Here is an 18,207-nt window from a genome sequence, read left to right as displayed (position 1 = left end):
GCATGCCTGCATCCCCCCTCAAAATGATCAAGCCGCTGGCCGGCCGTGCGCTGGAAGTGGCCTTGAACCGCGCGCTGGCGCTGGACCCGGATACCCGCGCCGCACTGGCCTCGCTCGACGGCCAACGCATTGCCCTGACCCTGGAGTCGCCGTCGCTGGCGATGCAGATCGGGGTCGCCGGCGAACGCCTGACCGTGGGCCCGGTTGATCCGTCGCTGGAACCGGACCTGGCCGTGCGCAGCACGCTGGGCGGGGTGCTGGCGCAGCTGCCATTCCTGGCCAATGCACGGCGCGGCAACAGCGCGCCGGCAGGGCGGGTCAAGGTCTCCGGCGATGCCGAGCTGGCGCGCCGCCTGCAGCAGCTGGCCACCCGTTTTGATCCGGATTGGCAGCAGCCTTTTGTCAAAGCCTTTGGCGAGATCCTCGGCGTGCAGATCGCGCAGACCCTGCGTGCAGCCTTGCTGCAGGCCAGGCGCAGCGCCAAGGATCTGGCCGAAACCGCCGCCGAATACGTTACCGAGGAGTCGCGTGATGTCGTTGCCCGTGCCGAGCTGGATGCCTTCCATGATGATGTGGACGTGATCCGCGATGACGTCGAACGCATGGCCGCGCGCATCGCGCGCCTGCGTCAGCGCGCCGGAGGTGCCGCATGAAGGCGACCCGTGCCATGTTCCGCGCCAGTCGCATCGGCCGGGTGATCCTGCGCTACCGGCTGGATGACCTGCTTGACGGCACCCCGGTCGAACGTTGGCTCGGCATCGCCAAGCCGTTCGTGCCGCGTGCCAGCGCCGATATCGCCTCGCAGTCGCGCGGCGCGCGCCTGCGCCTGGCGCTGCAGGAGCTGGGCCCGATCTTCGTCAAGTTCGGCCAGATCCTGTCCACCCGCCGCGACCTGGTGCCGCCGGACGTCGCCGCCGAGCTGACCCTGCTGCAGGACCGGGTCAAGCCCTTTGACGGCGAACGCGCGCTGCAGATCGTCGAGCAGGCGCTGGGTCTGCCGATTACCGAAGCCTTCGCCAGCTTCGACACCACGCCGCTGGCCTCGGCCTCGATCGCGCAGGTACACGCGGCAACGCTGGACGATGGCCGTCAGGTCGTGGTCAAGGTGCTGCGCCCGGATATCGAAAAGCAGATCGCCGGTGACATCGCCCTGCTCAAGTCGCTGGCTGCATTGGTCGAGCGCACTCATCCGCGTGCCGACAAGATTCGCCCGCGCGAGGTGGTGGCCGAGATTGAAACCACCCTGGCGGCAGAGTTGGACCTGCAGCGCGAGGGTGCCAACGCCAGCGTGTTGCGCCGCTTCTGGGAAAACTCGGACGATCTGTACGTCCCGGAAGTGATCTGGAGCCATACCGCCGAGCGCGCGCTGACGCTGGAGCGGGTCTGGGGTATTCCTTCCGACGACATCGTGGCGCTGGACAAGGCCGGCATCGACCGCAAGGCGCTGGCCGCCAAGGGCGTGCGCGTGTTCTACACGCAGGTGTTCCGCGACAACTTCTTCCATGCCGATGCACACGCCGGCAACATCTGGGTCGACATCGATCCGGCGCGCCGCGACAACCCGCGCTTCATCGCGCTGGACTTCGGCATCATGGGCCAGCTGTCGGAAGAGGATCAGTTCTACCTCGCCGAAAACTTCATGGCCATCTTCAACCGCGATTACCGCCGCATCGCCGAGCTGCACCTGCAGGCGCAGTGGATGCCGAACACGGTACGTATCGATGAGCTGGAAGCTGCGGTGCGCGCGGTCTGCGAACCGTACTTCACCCGCCCGCTGTCGCAGATCTCGCTGGCCGAAGTGCTGATGAAGCTGTTCCGCACCGCCCAGCGTTACCAGCTGACCCTGCAGCCGCAGTTGATCCTGCTGCAGAAGACGCTGCTGAACATCGAAGGTGTGGGCCGCCAGCTCGACCCCAACCTGGACATCTGGGAAGTGGCCAAGCCGGTGCTGGAACGCATCCTGCGCGAGCGTTACAGCCCGCGTCGCGCGTTGAAGGAACTGCGCAAGCGCCTGCCGGAAATCATGACCCAGGCCCCGGACATGCCGGCACTGCTGCACAGCTGGCTGCGTCAGCAGGTGGAAGGCAAGCATGAGCTGGCGATGCGCTCACAGGACATCGTCAATCTCGAAGGCACGTTGCAGCGCATGCAGCGTCGTGTGGTCACTGCAGTTGCCGGTGTTGGTTTGATGGTGGTATCGGCGCTGTTGTACGGCCTGCAAGCGGGCGGTCCGCAGTTCGCTTCGGTGCCGCTGTGGTCGTGGGTGACAGGCGCGGTCGGTGCGATTGCCGTGGCTTCGGCGTGGTTGCGTCGATGAGTGATGTTGTCGATGACGCATTGGAAGCGCCGGTTGTTTTTGAACCGCTGCCGCTGCTGTATGAAGACCAGTGGCTGGCGGTGGTCAACAAGCCAGCGGGTTTGATGGTCCACGACAGCAAGCTGGCGCGCGGCGAGGATGATTTCCTCGCTGACCGCCTGCGCGAGCAGCTGGGCAAGCCGATTTTCCTCGTGCACCGGCTGGATCGCGCCACCAGTGGCTGCCTGCTGCTGGCCTTCGATCGCGAAAGCGCCAGCACCTTGGGCAAGACGCTGATGGGCGGCGAGGTGGAGAAGGACTACCTCGCGGTATGCCGCGGCTGGCCGGCCGAGGATGCGTTCACCGTCGATCACGACCTGGACGGCGGCCCCGGCAAGCCGGTCAAGAAGCAGGCCATCACCCACTTCCAGAAGCTGCTGGAAGGCGAGTTGCCGATTCCGTCGACGGGCTTCCCGACCTCGCGTTACGCGCTGCTGCGTTGCCAGCCGCAGACCGGGCGTTTCCGGCAGATCCGCCGCCACCTCAAGCACATGTTCCACCACATGATCGGCGACACCAGCCACGGCGATGGACGGCACAACCGCACGTTCCGCATGCAGGGCGTGCACCGCATGCTGCTGCACGCCGAGCGCCTGGCCTTCCCGCATCCGCAGGATGGTCGCCGCATCGAAGTGCGCGCACCGCTGGACCGCGAGTTCCAGAAAGCGATGGACCTGTTCAACTGGAAGCTGCCGGACTGAAGTAGTGCCGAGCCATGCTCGGCAGCAGCCTCACCTGTAGTGCCGAGCCATGCTCGGCAGAGGCTTTCCCCGCAACCCATCAGCACGCGCAGGATTGTGGGAGCGGCGTAAGCCGCGAAGCCCACAAATCATCAGATCGCAGAGATGCCGGTGATTCCAGTATTGCCAGCTTCGCGGCTTACGCCGCTCCCACAAAAACCGGAGCGCTAGCACCCCGCCGTTGTAGTGCCGAGCCATGCTCGGCAGGGGCTTCCCCGAAGATCCATCAGCTCTTGTGGGGGCGGCGTCAGCCGCGAAGCCCACAAACCATCAGATCGCAGAAATGTCGGTGATTCCGATATCGTCAGCTTCGCGGCTTATGCCGCTCCTACAAAAAACAGAGCAGCTCTACCGGTGAGGCCCATTGCCGAGCATGGCTCGGCGCTACCGTTGGGCGCTTATTTGACTTCGCTGTTGATCTTTTCCAGGTCCTTCTGCAGGTCGGCCATCAGCGGGGTCATCTTCTGCTGGATGGCGACCATCAGGTTCTGCATCAGTGCCGGGGTCTTGTCGAGCAGGCTCTGGCCGGCCGGGCTCTCGTAGAACTCGGCCATCGCCAGCACGTCTTCCTTCGAGAACGACTGCTTGTACAGATCCACGTACATCGGCCGCATCTGCGACCAGGCCAGCGCCTGCCGCAAGGTCTGCGAGGTGCGCTGCTGGATGCGTTGCAGCCCGGCCTTCTGCTCGGCAGTCAGTGACTGTTTCTGGGCAATCTCGGCGAACTGCTGCGCCTGCATGGCTTCCATCTGCGGCAGCATCGCGTCGAGCATGTTCTGGGCGCGGGAGGCGGCCAGCAGGCGGTTGACGTCGGCATCGGTGGCCGGGGCCGCCCATGCCGGCGCGATACCGGCAAGCGCCAGGCTGGCGGCGACCAACAGGGGCGCGCAACGGGTACGGAGGGTCTGGCGGCAGCGCTGCATGGATCGTCCTTGTGATGGGCTGTGCTTGAGCATAACCGCCGCCTTGCCGGGGCTGAATACAGGTTTCTGACTTTTGGGCGCAGGCGAGCAGGCAGTTGCGAGTGTCGAATTGCGCTGTAGTGCATTGTTTTTAATGAAAAATTTACATATTGAGGTCCTGCCTAACATAATTTAGTGACAGGAGGCTTACTGAAATTGAAAAAAATAGAGACGAGGGTCACGTTTCTATCTATGCTTGGCACTAGAAGTTGTACACAGGGGGAGTACGTGGTCTCGCAAGCCACGTACTCGCAACAACTAGGGAACTGCGATGGACAGTCTGTTCAAGGGGCCGACCGTACTCGTCGTGGCCAGCTGGGTGGCGATTCTCACCCTGCTGTTGGCTACGGTATTGCTGTTGATCATTGTTTTTCTGCGGGTAAGGGCGCAGCGCCGGGAAAAGCGCGATACCCAGGCTCGGCAGCACTGGAACGATGTCCTGCAGCGCGAGCTTGCCGGTGAAACCGTGCCTGTGCACCGATTGCAACGCGGTGAGGTCATAGGCTTCATCGAAGCGTGGAACAGCGTCTGCGAGAGCCTGCCGGAAGCGTCGGTACGGCGCTTGGCGCCGCTCGGCCATCGGGTGGGTCTGGAGGAGGCGGCGCAACGCATGTTGCGTGGCAGCTACCACGACCGCGCGATGACCATCATTGCCCTGGGCCATCTGCGCGACCGGCATCTCTACGACCTGTTGGCCAGGTTCCTCAACGACCGCAGCCCGATTGTCTCGCTGTGCGCGGCGCGGGCATTGGCGCAGGTGGATCCGCCGCGCGCCATGTCTGCCTTCGTGCCGATGATCACCGAACGCGAGGACTGGGTGCCGGGCAGCGTGGCGCGGATCCTTGCAGAAAACGAGGATGGCAGCGCCGCTCGCGAGATCAGCAATGCACTGTTGCGTGCCAATGCCGACTCCACCGTGAAGCTGGTGCGCTTCCTTGCCGACATCGATCCGCAACGTGCAGCGGTGGTGGTACGGCAGTTGCTGGAAGGGCACGTGGATGACCACATCATTTCGGTCTGCCTGCAGCTGATCAACGATCGCCAGGATCGTGAGCGGGTCATTGGTTTCCTCACGGCGTCGCGTTGGCATGTGCGCATGCACGCGGCAGCCGCCCTGGGTCGCATCGGCGAATCTGGTGATGCGCGGCGATTGGAAGCATTGCTGTCCGACAGCGTCTGGTGGGTGCGCTATCGCACCGCGCAGGCCTTGTTCGGTTTGCCGGGCATGGGCGCCGACGCCTTGCGTGAAGTGCAGTCGCGACAGAGTGATGGCTACGGGCGCGACATCATCGAACAGGTGCTGTCCGAGAACGCGATGAGGAGTGCGACATGAACGCTTATTGGCAGATGCTGGTGAGCTACGTGCAGCAGATTCCGTGGGTGAGTATCGCCGACTCGCTGCAGTGGTTCTTCATGGCCTACTTCGTCGCGATCAACCTGGCCTACCTGCTGCTGAACTACATCTCGGCCTACCAGATCGTGCGCTACATGCGTGAGTACCGGGCCAATTACCTGCCGGCCGGTCTGCGTGAGTACCAGCCGCCAGTGAGCATCATCCTGCCGGCGTACAACGAAGAAACCTCGGTGGTTTCCTCGGTGCGCTCGCTGCTCAAGACCAGCTACCCGGCATTCGAGATCGTGGTCGTCAACGATGGCTCCAGCGACCGTACCCGCGATGCATTGATCGAAGCATTCGGACTGGTGCGGGTGCCCGAGGCCTATCGCACGCGCCTGCAGACCGAACCGGTGCACGGGGTGTATGCCTCGGCCAGTTGCCCGCGCGTGCGCATGGTCGACAAGGCCAATGGCGGCAAGGCCGACGCGATCAACGCCGGTATCAACTGCGTGCGCTACCCGCTGTTCTGCGTGGTTGATGCCGACAGCATCCTGCAGCCGGAGAGCCTGTCGCGGGTGGTGCGGCCCTTCCTGGAAGACAGTCGCGTGGTTGCCAGCGGCGGCGTGGTGCGTGTGCTCAATGGCTGCACCGTGCGCGACGGCATGCTCGACAAGATCGGCCTGCCCAACAGTTGGCTTCCCAGCTTCCAGTTGGTGGAATACCTGCGCGCCTTCCTGTTCGGACGCATGGGCTGGTCACCGATGAACGCGCTGCTGATCATCTCCGGTGCCTTCGGTGTGTTCTACAAGGAAAGGGTGATCGCCATCGGCGGTTACCGCACCGACACCGTCGGCGAGGACATGGACCTGGTGATCCGCCTGCACCGCAATCTGCGCGAGGAAAAGCGCGACTACCGCATCGTGTTCGTGCCCGACCCGGTGTGCTGGACCGAGGCGCCCACCGACCTGTCATCGCTGCGCAGCCAGCGCATGCGCTGGCAGCGTGGCCTGGCCGAAAGCCTGTGGACCAATATCGGCATGCTGTTCAACCGCCGCAGTGGCGCCGCCGGCTGGGTCGCGTTCCCGTTCATGCTGTTCTTCGAGTTCCTGGGGCCGATCATCGAGGTCGTGGGCTATGTCTCGATGATCGTGCTGGCCCTGTGCGGGCTGGTGCAGCTGGATGTGTTCCTGATCTTCCTCGCTGCGGCCGTCGGCATGGGCATCCTGCTCTCGGTCAACGCGATGCTGCTGGAGGAACTGTCTTTCGGTCTGTATTCGCGACCGGCGCAGCAGCTGCGTCTGTTCGTTGTGGCGATCCTGGAGAACTTCGGCTACCGCCAGGTGAATTCGGTATGGCGTTTCTCCGCCACCATCCGCTGGATGTTCACCCGTCGCAAGCGGCATAGCTGGGGGCGCATCAGTCGTGATGGTTCCTGGCAGCAGAGCCACAAAGAAGACGTGCCGGTGGCGGTGGCAGTTGCATCTTCAGTGATCAGCGAATCGAGTATCAACAAATGATTGCCAGGAACCGTTCCATGACCCAGCACCATCCCCTCCGTGCGCCGCGGCATGTGCTGTCGCGTTGCCTGTTGCTCGCCCTGGCCGCTGCACCGCTGTTGGCGTTCGCCCAGGAAGCACCGGACAGCCTGACCCTGCAGCTGCAGCAGATACGCGAGCAGTCCGAGGCCACCAATCGCGCCGCCACCATCGCCCGCTACAGTGCGCTGCTGAGCGAGCATCCGGGCAATGGCGATGTGCTGTTGGCGCGTGGCCGCACCTACGCCTGGGATGGCCAGTACGCTGCCGCCGAGGCCGATCTGCAGCAGGTAGTGAAGAACAGCCCGACCTATGCCGACGCCTGGTCGGCACTGGGCGACATGTACCGCTGGAGCGACCGTCCGCAGCAGGCAGCCGATGCCTACTCGCATTGGATTGAACTGGCACCGCAGGACCCGGCAGCACGCATCGCGCGAGGCCGCGAACTGCGCGCGCTCGGCCAGACCGCTGCCGCGCGTGCCGATCTCGACGCCGCCGCCACGCTGGGTGCCGATCCAAAGGAAATCGCCGAGCTGCGCCTGAGCCTGTTGCCGCGCATGGCCAATCCGGATGTGGTGGCGGCCGATGGCTACCGCTGGGGCGCAAGCCTGGGCTGGGATCACACCCGCTTCAGCGGTGACCGCGATAGCTGGAACGACAACGACCTGACCCTGCGCCGCTACTTCCCGCGCGGCTCGTTGGGGCTGGAACTCCTGCGCGCCGATCACTTCAATACCTCCGATACCGCCTGGGCGCTGGACGGCTATGCACCGCTATGGTCGCGTGCCTACGCAAACCTGCGTTACCAGCGCGGTCCGTCCAGCGGTGTGCTGCCCAGGCAGAGCTGGCGCGTGGAAGTGTTCCAGGGCGTGGGCAATGGCTGGGAACTGTCGGCCAGCGTCGACCAGCTGCGCTTCTCCGACACCACCGAGTTCTACGGCGTCGGCGTCGGCCGCTATGTCGGCAACTGGTATGGCCGCTACAAGCTGCAGCACGTGCCGGGTGTCGGTTCGGGCAGCTGGAGCCATCGCGTGTTGCTGCGCAATTACTACAAGGGCGATGCCGACGACTACCTGGAAGTCAGCGTCAGCAGCGGCCGCAGCACCGACCTGGACCGCTTTGGCGGGGTGGTGCGTGACAACAACGCCGCCATCGGCGTTGCGTGGCGGCATCAGGTCACGCCCAACTGGGGTTTCAAGCTGGGCGCCGGTTATGCCGACGATGACAGCGGCTTCGATGAGCAGCGTTTGTCCGGCTCCATCTATACGCGCTGGTAAGGGAGCAGCTGACGATGATTTCCACGCATGACGGCGGCGCCTGGGCCCGCTTCTCTTCGGCCTTCCCGGTGTTGCTGCTTGCGCAGGCGGTGCTGGTCGCGATGGCGGTCAGCAGCGGTGTGGCAGCTGCCGGCGGCAGTACGCAGACCGGCGCGATTGTCGGTATTGCCGGTGCACAGGCGCTGCTGATGCTGCTGCGCTCGGTGCCGATCCTGGTGCTGTTGTCGCTGCCACTGCTGGCGATCAAACGTGCCTTTCCGCGGTACATCGCCTTGGGCGTGCTGTGGTCGCTGTTCATCGTGGTGCAGGTGCTGCTTGACCAGTATTTCCAGGTGGCGCATGTGCCGCTGGGGGCGGATCTGTTCGGTTACAGCCTTGCCGAAATCCGCACCACGCTGGCCGATGGCGCACCCTTGGGGTTGCGTGGCGTGTTGGCGATGGCACTGCCGCTGCTGGTGTTGTGGGCGGGCCTGTTGTGGCTGGCACGACGCGATGCGCGTGGCTCCACGGTGTGGAGCACGGTGTGGTTGGTGGCTGCGGGTGTTGCCTGGATTCTCCCGCTGCCCAGCGGTGCGGCGGCGTTGAAGGACGTTGCCTCGCGGGACCTGGCCTGCAACAAGCTGGCCTGGTTCAGCGGCGATGTGTGGCGCTGGTTCAAGGGCGAGTCGGATGTGGCGGTCGTTCCCAGCGCCGTCGCCAGCGATGAGGCTCCGCTGGATCCGAACTTCCCGTTCCTGCGCCCGGAGCAGACGCCGGACGTACTGGGCCCCAATTTCTCGCCGACCAGCGATGGCCGTCCGCCGAATGTCGTGTTGATCGTGGTCGAAGGTCTGGGCCGCTCGTTCTCCGGCCCGCAGGCATCGCTGGGCAGCTTCACCCCGTTCCTCGATGAGTTGGCTGGGCGCAGCCTGTACTTCGACAACTTCCTCGCCAACCAGGGCCGCACCTTCGGTGTGCTGCCGACCCTGATTGGTTCGGCACCGTTCGCCGACGAAGGCTTCACCGGTCTCGGCGATCGCATGCCGGCGCATCCTGGTTTGTTCAGCGTGCTGCGCCAGCAGGGCTATAACACCGCCTTCTACAACGGCACCGACACCAGCTTCGACAACGAGCGCGCCTATATGCAAGGCCAGCAGGTGCAGACGCTGGTCGACATGAACAATTTCGGTGATGGCTATCAGCGCAATCCCTTCAGTGCCTGGGGTTACCCGGACAAGGAGCTGATCTCGCGGGTGCTGGCCGACAATGACAGCGTGCAGGCGCCGTTCCTGACCGCGATCCAGACCATCTCGATGCACACCAGCTACGAGTTCCCGGATCAGGATGTCTACCGCAAGCAGTTCGAGCAGCGCCTGCAGCAGCTGCAGGTGCCGGAGGCGCAGCGTGCCAGCTACCGCGCCAGTACCGACATCTACAGCACCATCCTGTACACCGACGAGCAGCTGCGTCGCTACTTCGCCTCGGTGGAAAAGACCCCGTGGTATGCCAATACCATCTTCGTCATCACCGGCGACCATCGCTTGCCGGAGATCCCGATGGGCGAGCATGTGGACCGCTACCACGTGCCCTTGATCGTGTTCTCGCCATTGCTGAAGCAGCCCAGGCGCATCCGTGCGGTGTCCTCGCAACTGGACGTGACGCCATCGCTGATCGCCTTGTTGTCCAATACCTATGGGCTGAAGCGGCCGGCACAGACGCCGTGGCTGGGCACCGGCCTGGACATGGCCGAGAGCTTCCGCAGCAACCAGCAATTCCCCTTGAAGCAGACCAAGACCAGTGCGCCGGAGTATCTGGCCGGGCGTTGGTGGCTGCATGACGGCAAGTTGTTCGAGCTGCAGGACGGCATGCACCTGGCCGGAACCGACGACGCCGGCGTGCGTTCCTGGGCCCTGCAGCGGCTGCAGCGTTACACCCAGGCCAATGCGATCTTCATGCAGAAGAACGCGCTGACGCCGGAAGGTGCGACGCCGAAATTGGTCGCGTACAGCGCGCCTGCAGCTGCTGCCGAAGTGGCGGCCGCACCAGCAGCGCATGGTGTGTCGTTGGCCTCGGCCGAGCTTGCCACCGTCGCCGATGGCGTGCGCTTGACCGCGGTGTTCAGCAGTGGCGATCCCAAACCAAGTCGCTTGTTTGTGCCGCTGGCGGTAATGTCCGCCGAGGATGGCCGCGAACTGCAGGAAGTGTATGGGCAGGCAATGCAGCTGCCGCCGGGTGGCAGCCAGCAGGTGCAGTTGCAGCTGCGCCTGCCGCAGGAGTGCGGTGGCCGTTGCTACGTGTCGGTGTTCCCGTCCGATCCGGACAACGGCAAGGCGATCGGGCAGGGCCGTTACCATCTGCAGGTGGACGCCGCTGCAGGCGTGGAGAAGTCGCAATGAGCCGGATGTTTGGTCTTGGCTTGTTGACCGTGCTGTGTGTACTGCCAATGGCGCAGGCGGCAGCGGCCAGTCGCGCGATCTGGACCTGGGAAGCCGAGTCGTACGCGATGATCGAAGACCCGGCGGTCGCCGATGAAGCGGTGGCGTATCTCAAGTCGCAGCGTATCGACACCGTGTATCTGTATGCCGACGCCTACAAGGACCGCAATCTCATCGTCGAGCAGCCACAGTTGTACCGCGCCTTCATCGAACGCCTGCACAGCAAGAACATGAAGGTGTATGCCTTGCTGGGTTCCTGGTACCTGAGCACACAGAAGTACGTGTTGCCGGAGCACCGCAAGGAGGCCGAGGCGATGTTCCGGCGGGTGGTGGACTACAACGCGTCGGTGCCGGAAGTCGCGCGCTTTGATGGCGCCAACCTCGACATCGAGCCGCATATCCTCGACGAATGGGATGACGACACGCGTGCGGACTTGCTGATTGGTTTCCTCGACATGAGCGCGGCGGTGATGCGCATCAAGCAGGAGAGCGGCGCGACCTTGGCGGTTGGTCCGGCGATTCCGTTCTGGCTGGACGGCATCGAGGTGGACTGGAATGGACGTCATCGTCCGGTCAGCGAGCACACCATCAACATCTACGACTACGTTGCCTTGATGGACTACCGCGACAAGGCCGAGGGTCGGGACAGCATCCTCTCGCACGCGGCCAGCGAGATCGCCTATGCCAATGAAGTCGGCAAGAAGGTGGTGATCGGGCTGGAAGTCTCGTCCAACGACATCGACAAGGTCACCTTCCATGAAGAAGGGCCCAAGGTGTTCGAACAGGAAGTGCGCAAAGTGGAACGTGCGCTGCGTAACGAGCCCTCGTTCGACGGCTTCGCGATCCATCACTACCGCGCCTACCGGCGCTGGGCTGGGCAGTATTGGGAATGAATGGAACCCTCCCTCGCGCAGGCTGTGCTCCCTCCCTTGCGCGCAGCGCAGGGCAGGGCCGGGGAAGGGTGCCTTTGCTTGAGCCCCCTCCCTTTTGCGCAGCAAAGGGGAGGGCTGGGGAGGGGTGCTTCTAAAGCCTCAGCCGCCCAGCAAAGCTCAGCCACAAGTCGCTGTAGTCAGAACCAGCGCAAGTACTCAACCTCAGCCGCGAAAGGCACCCCTCCCCAACCCTCCCCTGCGCTCCGCGCAAGGGAGGGGGCAGATGGCTGCGCCCCCGGCAGACGTCGCGAGCGCACGCTTCGCTCCCTCCCTTTTGCGTAGCAAAGGGGAGGGCTGGGGAGGGGTGCTTCCAAGGCCGCCGTACCCCGGCAATCAGCCCGCCCCCAAGATCAAGCTCTGTAGCCCGGGTAAGCGCAGCGCACCCGGGATGCAATGATCGGGTGAGCGTTACTGCCAGCCAGGAAGAGCCCCGGGTGCGCTGCGCTTACCCGGGCTACGTTGGCTGTGCTGTCACACAAAGGCAGCCGCGAAAGACACCCCTCTCCCCAGCCTTCACCTGCGCTATGCGTAAGGGAGGGGTCAGCAGCCGCGGGCAGGTGAGGAGGCAACCGCTGCGCTTTACCGATGGGAGGCGGCTAAAACCGCCACAGCCCTTACAATGCGCCGATGGCGACGGAGCAGATTGAAATCTCGGAACGATTGGCGATACCGGAAACGGAGATCGTCGAGCGTTTCGTGCGCGCGTCCGGCGCGGGCGGGCAGAACGTCAACAAGGTCTCCACCGCGGTGGAGCTGCGTTTCGACATCGCCGGTTCGCCGTCCCTGCCCGAACCACTGCGCGAGCGCCTGCTTGCCCGTCGCGACCGCCGGGTGACCAGCGAAGGCGTGCTGGTGATCGATGCGCAGCGCTTCCGCACCCAGGACCGCAACCGCCAGGATGCGCGCGAACGGCTGGCCAGCTTCATCCAGGCCAGCCTGAGCGTGCCCAAGCCACGGGTGGCGACCAAGCCTACCTACGGCTCGAAACTGCGCCGCCTGGACCAGAAAAAGGAACGCGCGCAGGTCAAGCGCGGCCGTTCCACACGTAATTGGGAGTAGTGCTTGAGCAACACGCCACCGACCGTTCCGGTTGTTCCTGCCGCCGTCCCGCAGCGCAAAGGCGCCGCCTTCAGCCGTTGGCTTGGGCGCAGCGTGCTGCGTCTGGGCGGCTGGCATATCCGTGGGCCGGTTCCGGACCTGGCCAAGGCGGTGGTGATCGCTGCGCCACATTCGTCCAACTGGGATGGCCTGTGGGGGCTGGCGGCAAAGATGGCCTTGGGCCTTGAAGCCCGCATCCTCGGCAAGGACAAGCTGTTCTGGTGGCCGCTGAGCCTGGTGCTGCGGCGCATGGGCGTGGTGCCCCTGGACCGCAGTTCGCCGCAGGGCACCGTCGGCCAGGCGGTGGCGATGATCCGCGACAGCGAGCAGATCTGGTATGCGCTGGCGCCGGAAGGCACGCGCAAGCCGGTGACTGAATGGAAGGGCGGCTTCCTGAAAATCGCGCGCATGGCCGATGTGCCCATCATCCCGGCCTATTTCCATTACCCGGAAAAGGTCATCGGCTTCGGTCCGGTGTTCCATACGACCGGTGACGACGTGGCCGACATGGCCGCCGTTCGCCAGTGGTACCGGCAGTGGATGGGCCGCAACCGCGGCAGCGGCTGAGCCGCCGCGTCCGGCGCGGCTTGGCGCCACCATCGGCACATGCCGCTCACAGGGGAACGGAGTAGGGTGATGGGCTGTTCGAAGCCCGTTCCCAAGGAGCCGTTTCATGTCGCGTACCGTTGTTCTGGCCGCCGCCATCAGCCTTGCGCTGGCCGCCTGTTCTGGCAAGGAGTCCACTGCCCCCGTGACCGCCAATGCACCTGCGGAGGCCGCCAAGCCGGGCGATGCCTCCACCAACCCGTTCATGACTGTCAGCTCGCTGCCGTTCCAGGCACCGGCCTTCGACAAGATCAAGGACAGCGATTACCTGCCGGCCTTCGAAGAAGGCATGCGCCAGCAGCTGGCCGAGATCAAGCAGATCACCGACAACACCCAGCCGGCCACCTTCGACAACACCTTGCTGCCGATGGAGAAGTCCGGCGCCATCCTGGACCGCGTCAGCCGCGTGTTCTTCAGCGTGGTGCAGGCCGATACCAACCCGGAGCGGCAGAAGATCCAGGAAGACGTGGTGCCCAAGCTGGCCGCGCATGGTGATGCCATCCACCTCGATGCCAAGCTGTTCGCGCGCATCAAGAGCATCTATGACGGCCGCGCCGAAGCCGGCCTGGACGCCGAGCAGCTGCGCGTGGTCGAGGAAACCTACAAGGGCTTCGTCAAGGCCGGTGCCGAGCTCAGCGATACCGACAAGGAAGCGCTGAAGCAATACAACGCCGAAGAAGCCACCCTGTCCAACGACTTCCACAACAAGCTGGTCGCGGCCACCGCCGCCGGTGCGGTGGTCATCGATGACAAGGCGCAGCTGGCTGGTCTGTCCGATGGCGACATCGCCGCCGCCGAAGACGCTGCCAAGGGCCGCAAGCTCGACGGCAAGTGGGTGCTGAGCCTGCAGAACACCACCCAGCAGCCGGCACTCGGCTCGCTGCAGGACCGCGACGTGCGCGCCAAGGTGCTGCAGGCCTCGGAAACCCGCACCGAGCACAGTGATGCCAACGACACCCGCGCCATCATCCAGCGCCTGGCCCAGCTGCGTGCGGCCAAGGCCAAGCTGCTCGGCTTCCCGAACTACGCCGCCTACAACCTGACCGACCAGATGGCGCAGACGCCGGCCAACGCGCTCAAGCTGTTGACCGACACCGTGCCGGCGGCCACCGCCAAGGCACGCGGCGAGCTGGCCGAGATCCAGAAGGTGATCGACGCACAGAAGGGTGGCTTCAAGGCCAGCGCATCGGATTGGGACTTCTACGCCGAGCAGGTGCGCAAGGCCAAGTACGACCTGGACGAGTCGCAGATCAAGCCCTACTTCGAGCTGGACAACGTGCTGCAGAACGGCGTTTTCTACGCCGCCAACCAGCTCTACGGCCTGACCTTCAAGGAGCGCAAGGACCTGCCGGTGTATCACCCGGACGTGCGCGTGTTTGAAGTTACCGATGCCAACGGCCAGCCGCTGGCGCTGTTCTACGCCGACTTCTACAAGCGCGACAGCAAGTCCGGTGGCGCCTGGATGGACGTATTCGTCGAACAGGACGGCCTGACCGGCACCAAGCCGGTGGTCTACAACGTCAGCAACTTCACCAAGCCTGCCGCCGGCCAGCCCGCGCTGCTGAGCTGGGACGACGTGACCACCATGTTCCACGAGTTCGGCCACGCCCTGCATGGCATGTTCTCCAACACCAAGTACCCGAGCGTGGCCGGCACCGGCGTGCCGCGTGACTTCGTCGAGTTCCCGTCGCAGTTCAACGAGCACTGGGCTTCGGACCCGAAGGTGTTCGCCAACTACGCCAAGCACTACCAGACCAAGGCAGCGATGCCGCAGGAGCTGGTCGACAAGATCGCCAAGGCCAAGACCTTCAACCAGGGCTACATGACCACCGAATACCTGTCGGCGGCGCTGCTGGACCTGGCCTGGCATACGCAGGGCGCTGACGCACCGCTGCAGGACGTGGACAAGTTCGAAGCCGATGCGCTGAAGCGCTACAAGGTGGATCTGGCCCAGGTGCCGCCGCGTTACCGCAGCAGCTACTTCGACCACATCTGGGGCGGCGGTTATTCGGCCGGTTACTACGCCTACTTCTGGGCGGAGATGATCGACCATGACGCCTTCGAGTGGTTCAAGGAGAACGGTGGCCTGACCCGTGAGAACGGCCAGGTGTTCCGCGACAAGATCCTGTCGATCGGCAATACCCGTGACTTGGCAACGGCCTACCGCGACTTCCGCGGCAAGGACCCGAGCGTCGAACCGCTGCTGCACAACCGCGGCTTGAAGTAAGCGGGCTCGAAACAAACGCTCGCACGTGTGAGCGTGTGAAACGACGAACGGCAGGGGAGACCCTGCCGTTCGTGTTTGTGCGTGTGCGGTGCTGCAGGCTGCAGCGCGCTGGTGTTACTCGCAACGCACCTTGGTGATGACGTTGTTGGCATCGGTATAGACGCGCAGGCGGTCCTGGCGGATATCGCGGGAAACAATCGTGGTTGGGCCGATCGGATTGACCAGGCCTGCACCGCTCTCCGTCTTCAGGCGACGCACGGTGGCCTCGTCATTCACCGTGCCCACCGCCCATTGCACGGAGGCATCGCTGCAGCGGCCGAAATTGGGATCGTCGCTAAGCGGCGGCGCACTCAGGCAACCGCTCAGGGCGATGCTCAGCAGGCCGCCGACCAGCAGCGGGCGGAGGATGGCAGCGGTGTAATGCGGTGTGATTTGAGGCATGGGGCAGTTCCTCCGTTCGAATATGTGAGGAGCATAGCAGCGGCCCAATGTCTGGTTGCTGTTTTGCAGGACTGCCAACCAAGTCGCGGCAGGACAATGAATGACTGCTAGGATCGTTCCGGTTGTATCTCTGACCTGATCAAGCCAAGGAAGCTAACCCCATGAAATCAGCCAAGCGATCCATCATTGCCGCCTGTGCCACCGTACTTTTCGGTATGGCAGGCGTGCAGTCCGAGGCCGATGCCTGCACCCGTTTCGTCTACCACGGCGCCGGCAATGAAATCTTCACCGGCCGTTCGATGGACTACAAGATCGACACCGGCACCCATCTGTGGATGTTCCCGCGTGGCATGCAGCGCAACGGCGAGACCGGCCCGGATACGCTGAAGTGGACCTCGCGCTACGGCAGCGTGATCGCCAGTGCCTACGACATCTCCACCACCGACGGCATGAACGAAGCCGGCCTGGTCGCCAACCTGCTGTGGCTGGCCGAGTCCGAATACCCCGAGCGCAACAGCGGCAAGCCCGGCCTGGCCATCTCGGTGTGGACGCAGTACATGCTCGACAACTTCGCCACCGTCGAGGAAGCGGTGAAGGTATTGAGCGCCGAGCCCTTCACCCTGGTCAGCGATGCAGCGCCCGGTGAGCAGCGCCTGGCCACCTTGCACCTGTCCATCTCCGATGCCAGTGGCGACAGCGCCATCATCGAGTACATCAAGGGCAAGCAGGTCATCCATCACAGCCGCGACTACAAGGTGATGACCAACTCGCCGATCTTCGAAGAGCAGCTGGCACTGGAAACCTATTGGCGGCAGATCGGCGGCACGGTGATGTTGCCCGGCACCAACCGTGCCTCGGATCGCTTCGCGCGCGCCGCCTTCTATATCGACGCCATTCCCAAGTCGACCGACCCGGTGGAATCCACCGCCAGCGTTTTCGGCGTGATCCGCAATGTATCGGTGCCGTACGGCATCACCACGCCGGACCAGCCGAATATCTCCTCCACGCGCTGGCGCACGGTCTCCGACCAGTCGCGCATGCGCTACTACTTCGAATCCGCACTGGCACCCAATGTGTTCTGGGTGGACCTGAAGAAGATCGACTTCAGCGAGCGCGGCGGCAAGGTGAAGCGTCTGGACCTTGGCAACCAGCAGCGCACCATCTACGCGGGTGAAGCCAACGCCCAGTTCAAGGACGCCAAGCCGTTCCGTTTCCTGGGCATTTAAGGCGAGCAATCGGCGTGCCCGGGCAACCGGGCGCGCACCATCTGGAGCTTCAATGAAAACCCGATTCACCTGCAAATACCTGTGCCTGCTGCTGGCAATTGGCGGCATTCCGCTCGCGCACGCACAGAGCAACGACAACGATGACAGCTGGCGCTTCCAGGCCACACCTTATGTGTGGATGAGCGGCATGGAAGGGCAGGTACGGCCGTTCCGCAGCGCACCGACGGCGGATGTGCACAAGTCCTTCTCCGAGCTGATGGAGGACCTCGACGCTGCGGCGTTCATCACCGGCACCGCACGCCGCGGCAACTTCGTGCTGCAGGCCGATTTCACCCATGCGTCCACCTCGGATTCGACGCCGCTGCCGATTGGCGTGGCAGCGGACGTGAAAGTGAAGCAGACCTCGGTAACCGTGACTGCAGGTTATGCCTGGTCGGCGAACGAGCGTACCGGCATCGACCTGTTGGCCGGCGCGCGTTACTGGGACATCAATGCAGCGGTGAACGTGCCCGGCCTGGTATCGGCGCGTTCGGATTCCACCTTCGTCGACCCGATTGCCGGCGTGCGTTGGCGACAGACGCTGAGCCCGCGCTGGAGCAGCATTGCCTATGTGGATGTAGGCGGCTTTGGTGTGGGTTCGGATTCGACCTGGCAGCTGTTGGCACTGGCCAACTACCAGGCGACGGACAACTTGTTCGTATCGATGGGCTACCGCCACCAGAGCCTGGATTACCGCGACAAGGGCAAGCGCCTGGATGTATCCCTGTCAGGCCCGATGTTGGGCGTGACCTACCGCTTCGGGGCAGGTAAATAAAGCCCGAAGCCTAAAAGCCCCTCTCCCTCCGGGAGAGGGGTTGGGGTGAGGGTAGGGGGCGAAGCCCCTGACAATCATTCCCCGCAGGTGCTTCGCACCAACCCTCATCCGCCCTCCGGGCACCTTCTCCCGAGGGGAGAAGGAAGGCGCTAAAGCCCCTCTCCCTCCGGGAGAGGGGTTGGGGTGAGGGTGGGGGGGGGCCAGGGCAATCATCCCCCGCAGGTGCTTCGCACCAACCCTCAT

At 64.1% G+C, this 18,207-nt stretch carries 15 protein-coding genes; 13 read left to right on the top strand and 2 right to left on the bottom strand.

Features of this window, described 5'->3' with window-relative positions; all coding sequences use genetic code 11:
* Positions 1 to 2: 2 nt before the first annotated feature.
* The 3 genes from AC13FW_RS13115 to AC13FW_RS13105 are packed head-to-tail and all read left to right on the top strand — an operon-like array spanning position 3 to position 3,057.
* On the top strand, positions 3 to 653 hold the full coding sequence (locus tag AC13FW_RS13115) for a ubiquinone biosynthesis accessory factor UbiJ (protein WP_296252989.1): 651 nt from the start codon (positions 3 to 5) through the stop codon (positions 651 to 653).
* Positions 650 to 2,317, top strand: a complete 1,668-nt coding sequence (gene ubiB / locus AC13FW_RS13110) for a ubiquinone biosynthesis regulatory protein kinase UbiB (protein ID WP_303748730.1) — start codon at positions 650 to 652, stop codon at positions 2,315 to 2,317. Before AC13FW_RS13115 ends, ubiB begins: the two co-directional genes overlap by 4 nt.
* A complete protein-coding gene (locus AC13FW_RS13105) occupies positions 2,314 to 3,057 on the top strand; it encodes a pseudouridine synthase (RefSeq protein ID WP_482989349.1) in 744 nt (247 codons plus the stop codon). The genes ubiB and AC13FW_RS13105 overlap by 4 nt, the downstream gene beginning before the upstream one ends.
* A gap of 437 nt (positions 3,058 to 3,494) precedes the next feature.
* Here the strand turns inward: AC13FW_RS13105 and AC13FW_RS13100 are convergent, their stop codons facing one another.
* Positions 3,495 to 4,019, bottom strand: coding sequence for a DUF2059 domain-containing protein (locus AC13FW_RS13100; RefSeq protein WP_282272241.1), 525 nt, complete (start codon positions 4,017 to 4,019; stop codon positions 3,495 to 3,497).
* A 310-nt stretch (positions 4,020 to 4,329) separates the two neighbouring features.
* Here AC13FW_RS13100 and AC13FW_RS13095 point away from each other — a divergent pair, with 310 nt between their 5' ends.
* The 8 genes from AC13FW_RS13095 to dcp all read left to right on the top strand — a co-directional run bounded on the left by AC13FW_RS13095 (position 4,330) and on the right by dcp (position 15,483).
* Entirely contained in the window at positions 4,330 to 5,391 is a 1,062-nt protein-coding gene (locus AC13FW_RS13095; protein ID WP_482989348.1) for a HEAT repeat domain-containing protein, read from the top strand.
* Positions 5,388 to 6,911: a glycosyltransferase family 2 protein gene (locus tag AC13FW_RS13090; protein ID WP_482989347.1), complete on the top strand. Its 1,524-nt coding sequence runs from the start codon at positions 5,388 to 5,390 to the stop codon at positions 6,909 to 6,911. Before AC13FW_RS13095 ends, AC13FW_RS13090 begins: the two co-directional genes overlap by 4 nt.
* A gap of 17 nt (positions 6,912 to 6,928) precedes the next feature.
* Positions 6,929 to 8,206: a YaiO family outer membrane beta-barrel protein gene (locus AC13FW_RS13085; RefSeq protein ID WP_482989346.1), complete on the top strand. Its 1,278-nt coding sequence runs from the start codon at positions 6,929 to 6,931 to the stop codon at positions 8,204 to 8,206.
* 14 nt (positions 8,207 to 8,220) lie between these two features.
* Positions 8,221 to 10,581 carry an LTA synthase family protein gene (locus AC13FW_RS13080; protein WP_482989345.1) on the top strand — a complete coding sequence of 787 codons (2,361 nt, stop codon included), beginning with the start codon at positions 8,221 to 8,223 and terminating at the stop codon, positions 10,579 to 10,581.
* Positions 10,578 to 11,513, top strand: a complete 936-nt coding sequence (locus tag AC13FW_RS13075) for a hypothetical protein (RefSeq protein WP_482989344.1) — start codon at positions 10,578 to 10,580, stop codon at positions 11,511 to 11,513. Before AC13FW_RS13080 ends, AC13FW_RS13075 begins: the two co-directional genes overlap by 4 nt.
* 666 nt (positions 11,514 to 12,179) lie before the next feature.
* Complete coding sequence (gene arfB / locus AC13FW_RS13070; RefSeq protein ID WP_482986772.1) at positions 12,180 to 12,611, top strand: alternative ribosome rescue aminoacyl-tRNA hydrolase ArfB; 432 nt, start codon at positions 12,180 to 12,182, stop codon at positions 12,609 to 12,611.
* 3 nt (positions 12,612 to 12,614) lie between these two features.
* Complete coding sequence (locus tag AC13FW_RS13065; RefSeq protein ID WP_282271557.1) at positions 12,615 to 13,217, top strand: lysophospholipid acyltransferase family protein; 603 nt, start codon at positions 12,615 to 12,617, stop codon at positions 13,215 to 13,217.
* A 106-nt stretch (positions 13,218 to 13,323) separates the two neighbouring features.
* Positions 13,324 to 15,483, top strand: a complete 2,160-nt coding sequence (gene dcp, locus AC13FW_RS13060) for a peptidyl-dipeptidase Dcp (protein ID WP_482989343.1) — start codon at positions 13,324 to 13,326, stop codon at positions 15,481 to 15,483.
* Positions 15,484 to 15,597: 114 nt separating this feature from the next.
* Here the strand turns inward: dcp and AC13FW_RS13055 are convergent, their stop codons facing one another.
* Positions 15,598 to 15,924: a hypothetical protein gene (locus AC13FW_RS13055; protein WP_482989342.1), complete on the bottom strand. Its 327-nt coding sequence runs from the start codon at positions 15,922 to 15,924 to the stop codon at positions 15,598 to 15,600.
* A 161-nt stretch (positions 15,925 to 16,085) separates the two neighbouring features.
* Here AC13FW_RS13055 and AC13FW_RS13050 point away from each other — a divergent pair, with 161 nt between their 5' ends.
* Both AC13FW_RS13050 and AC13FW_RS13045 read left to right on the top strand, forming a co-directional pair.
* Positions 16,086 to 17,150 (top strand): linear amide C-N hydrolase, encoded by a 1,065-nt coding sequence (locus AC13FW_RS13050; RefSeq protein WP_482989341.1) that lies wholly within the window; start codon positions 16,086 to 16,088, stop codon positions 17,148 to 17,150.
* Between the two features lie 52 nt (positions 17,151 to 17,202).
* Complete coding sequence (locus AC13FW_RS13045) at positions 17,203 to 17,964, top strand: porin family protein (RefSeq protein ID WP_482989340.1); 762 nt, start codon at positions 17,203 to 17,205, stop codon at positions 17,962 to 17,964.
* The last annotated feature ends 243 nt before the right edge of the window (positions 17,965 to 18,207 follow it).

It is taken from the genome of Stenotrophomonas sp. 21LCFQ19, from assembly GCF_056861425.1.
Note: the sequence above shows the minus strand (reverse complement) of the source record. Positions and strands in the feature narration are given on the sequence as shown.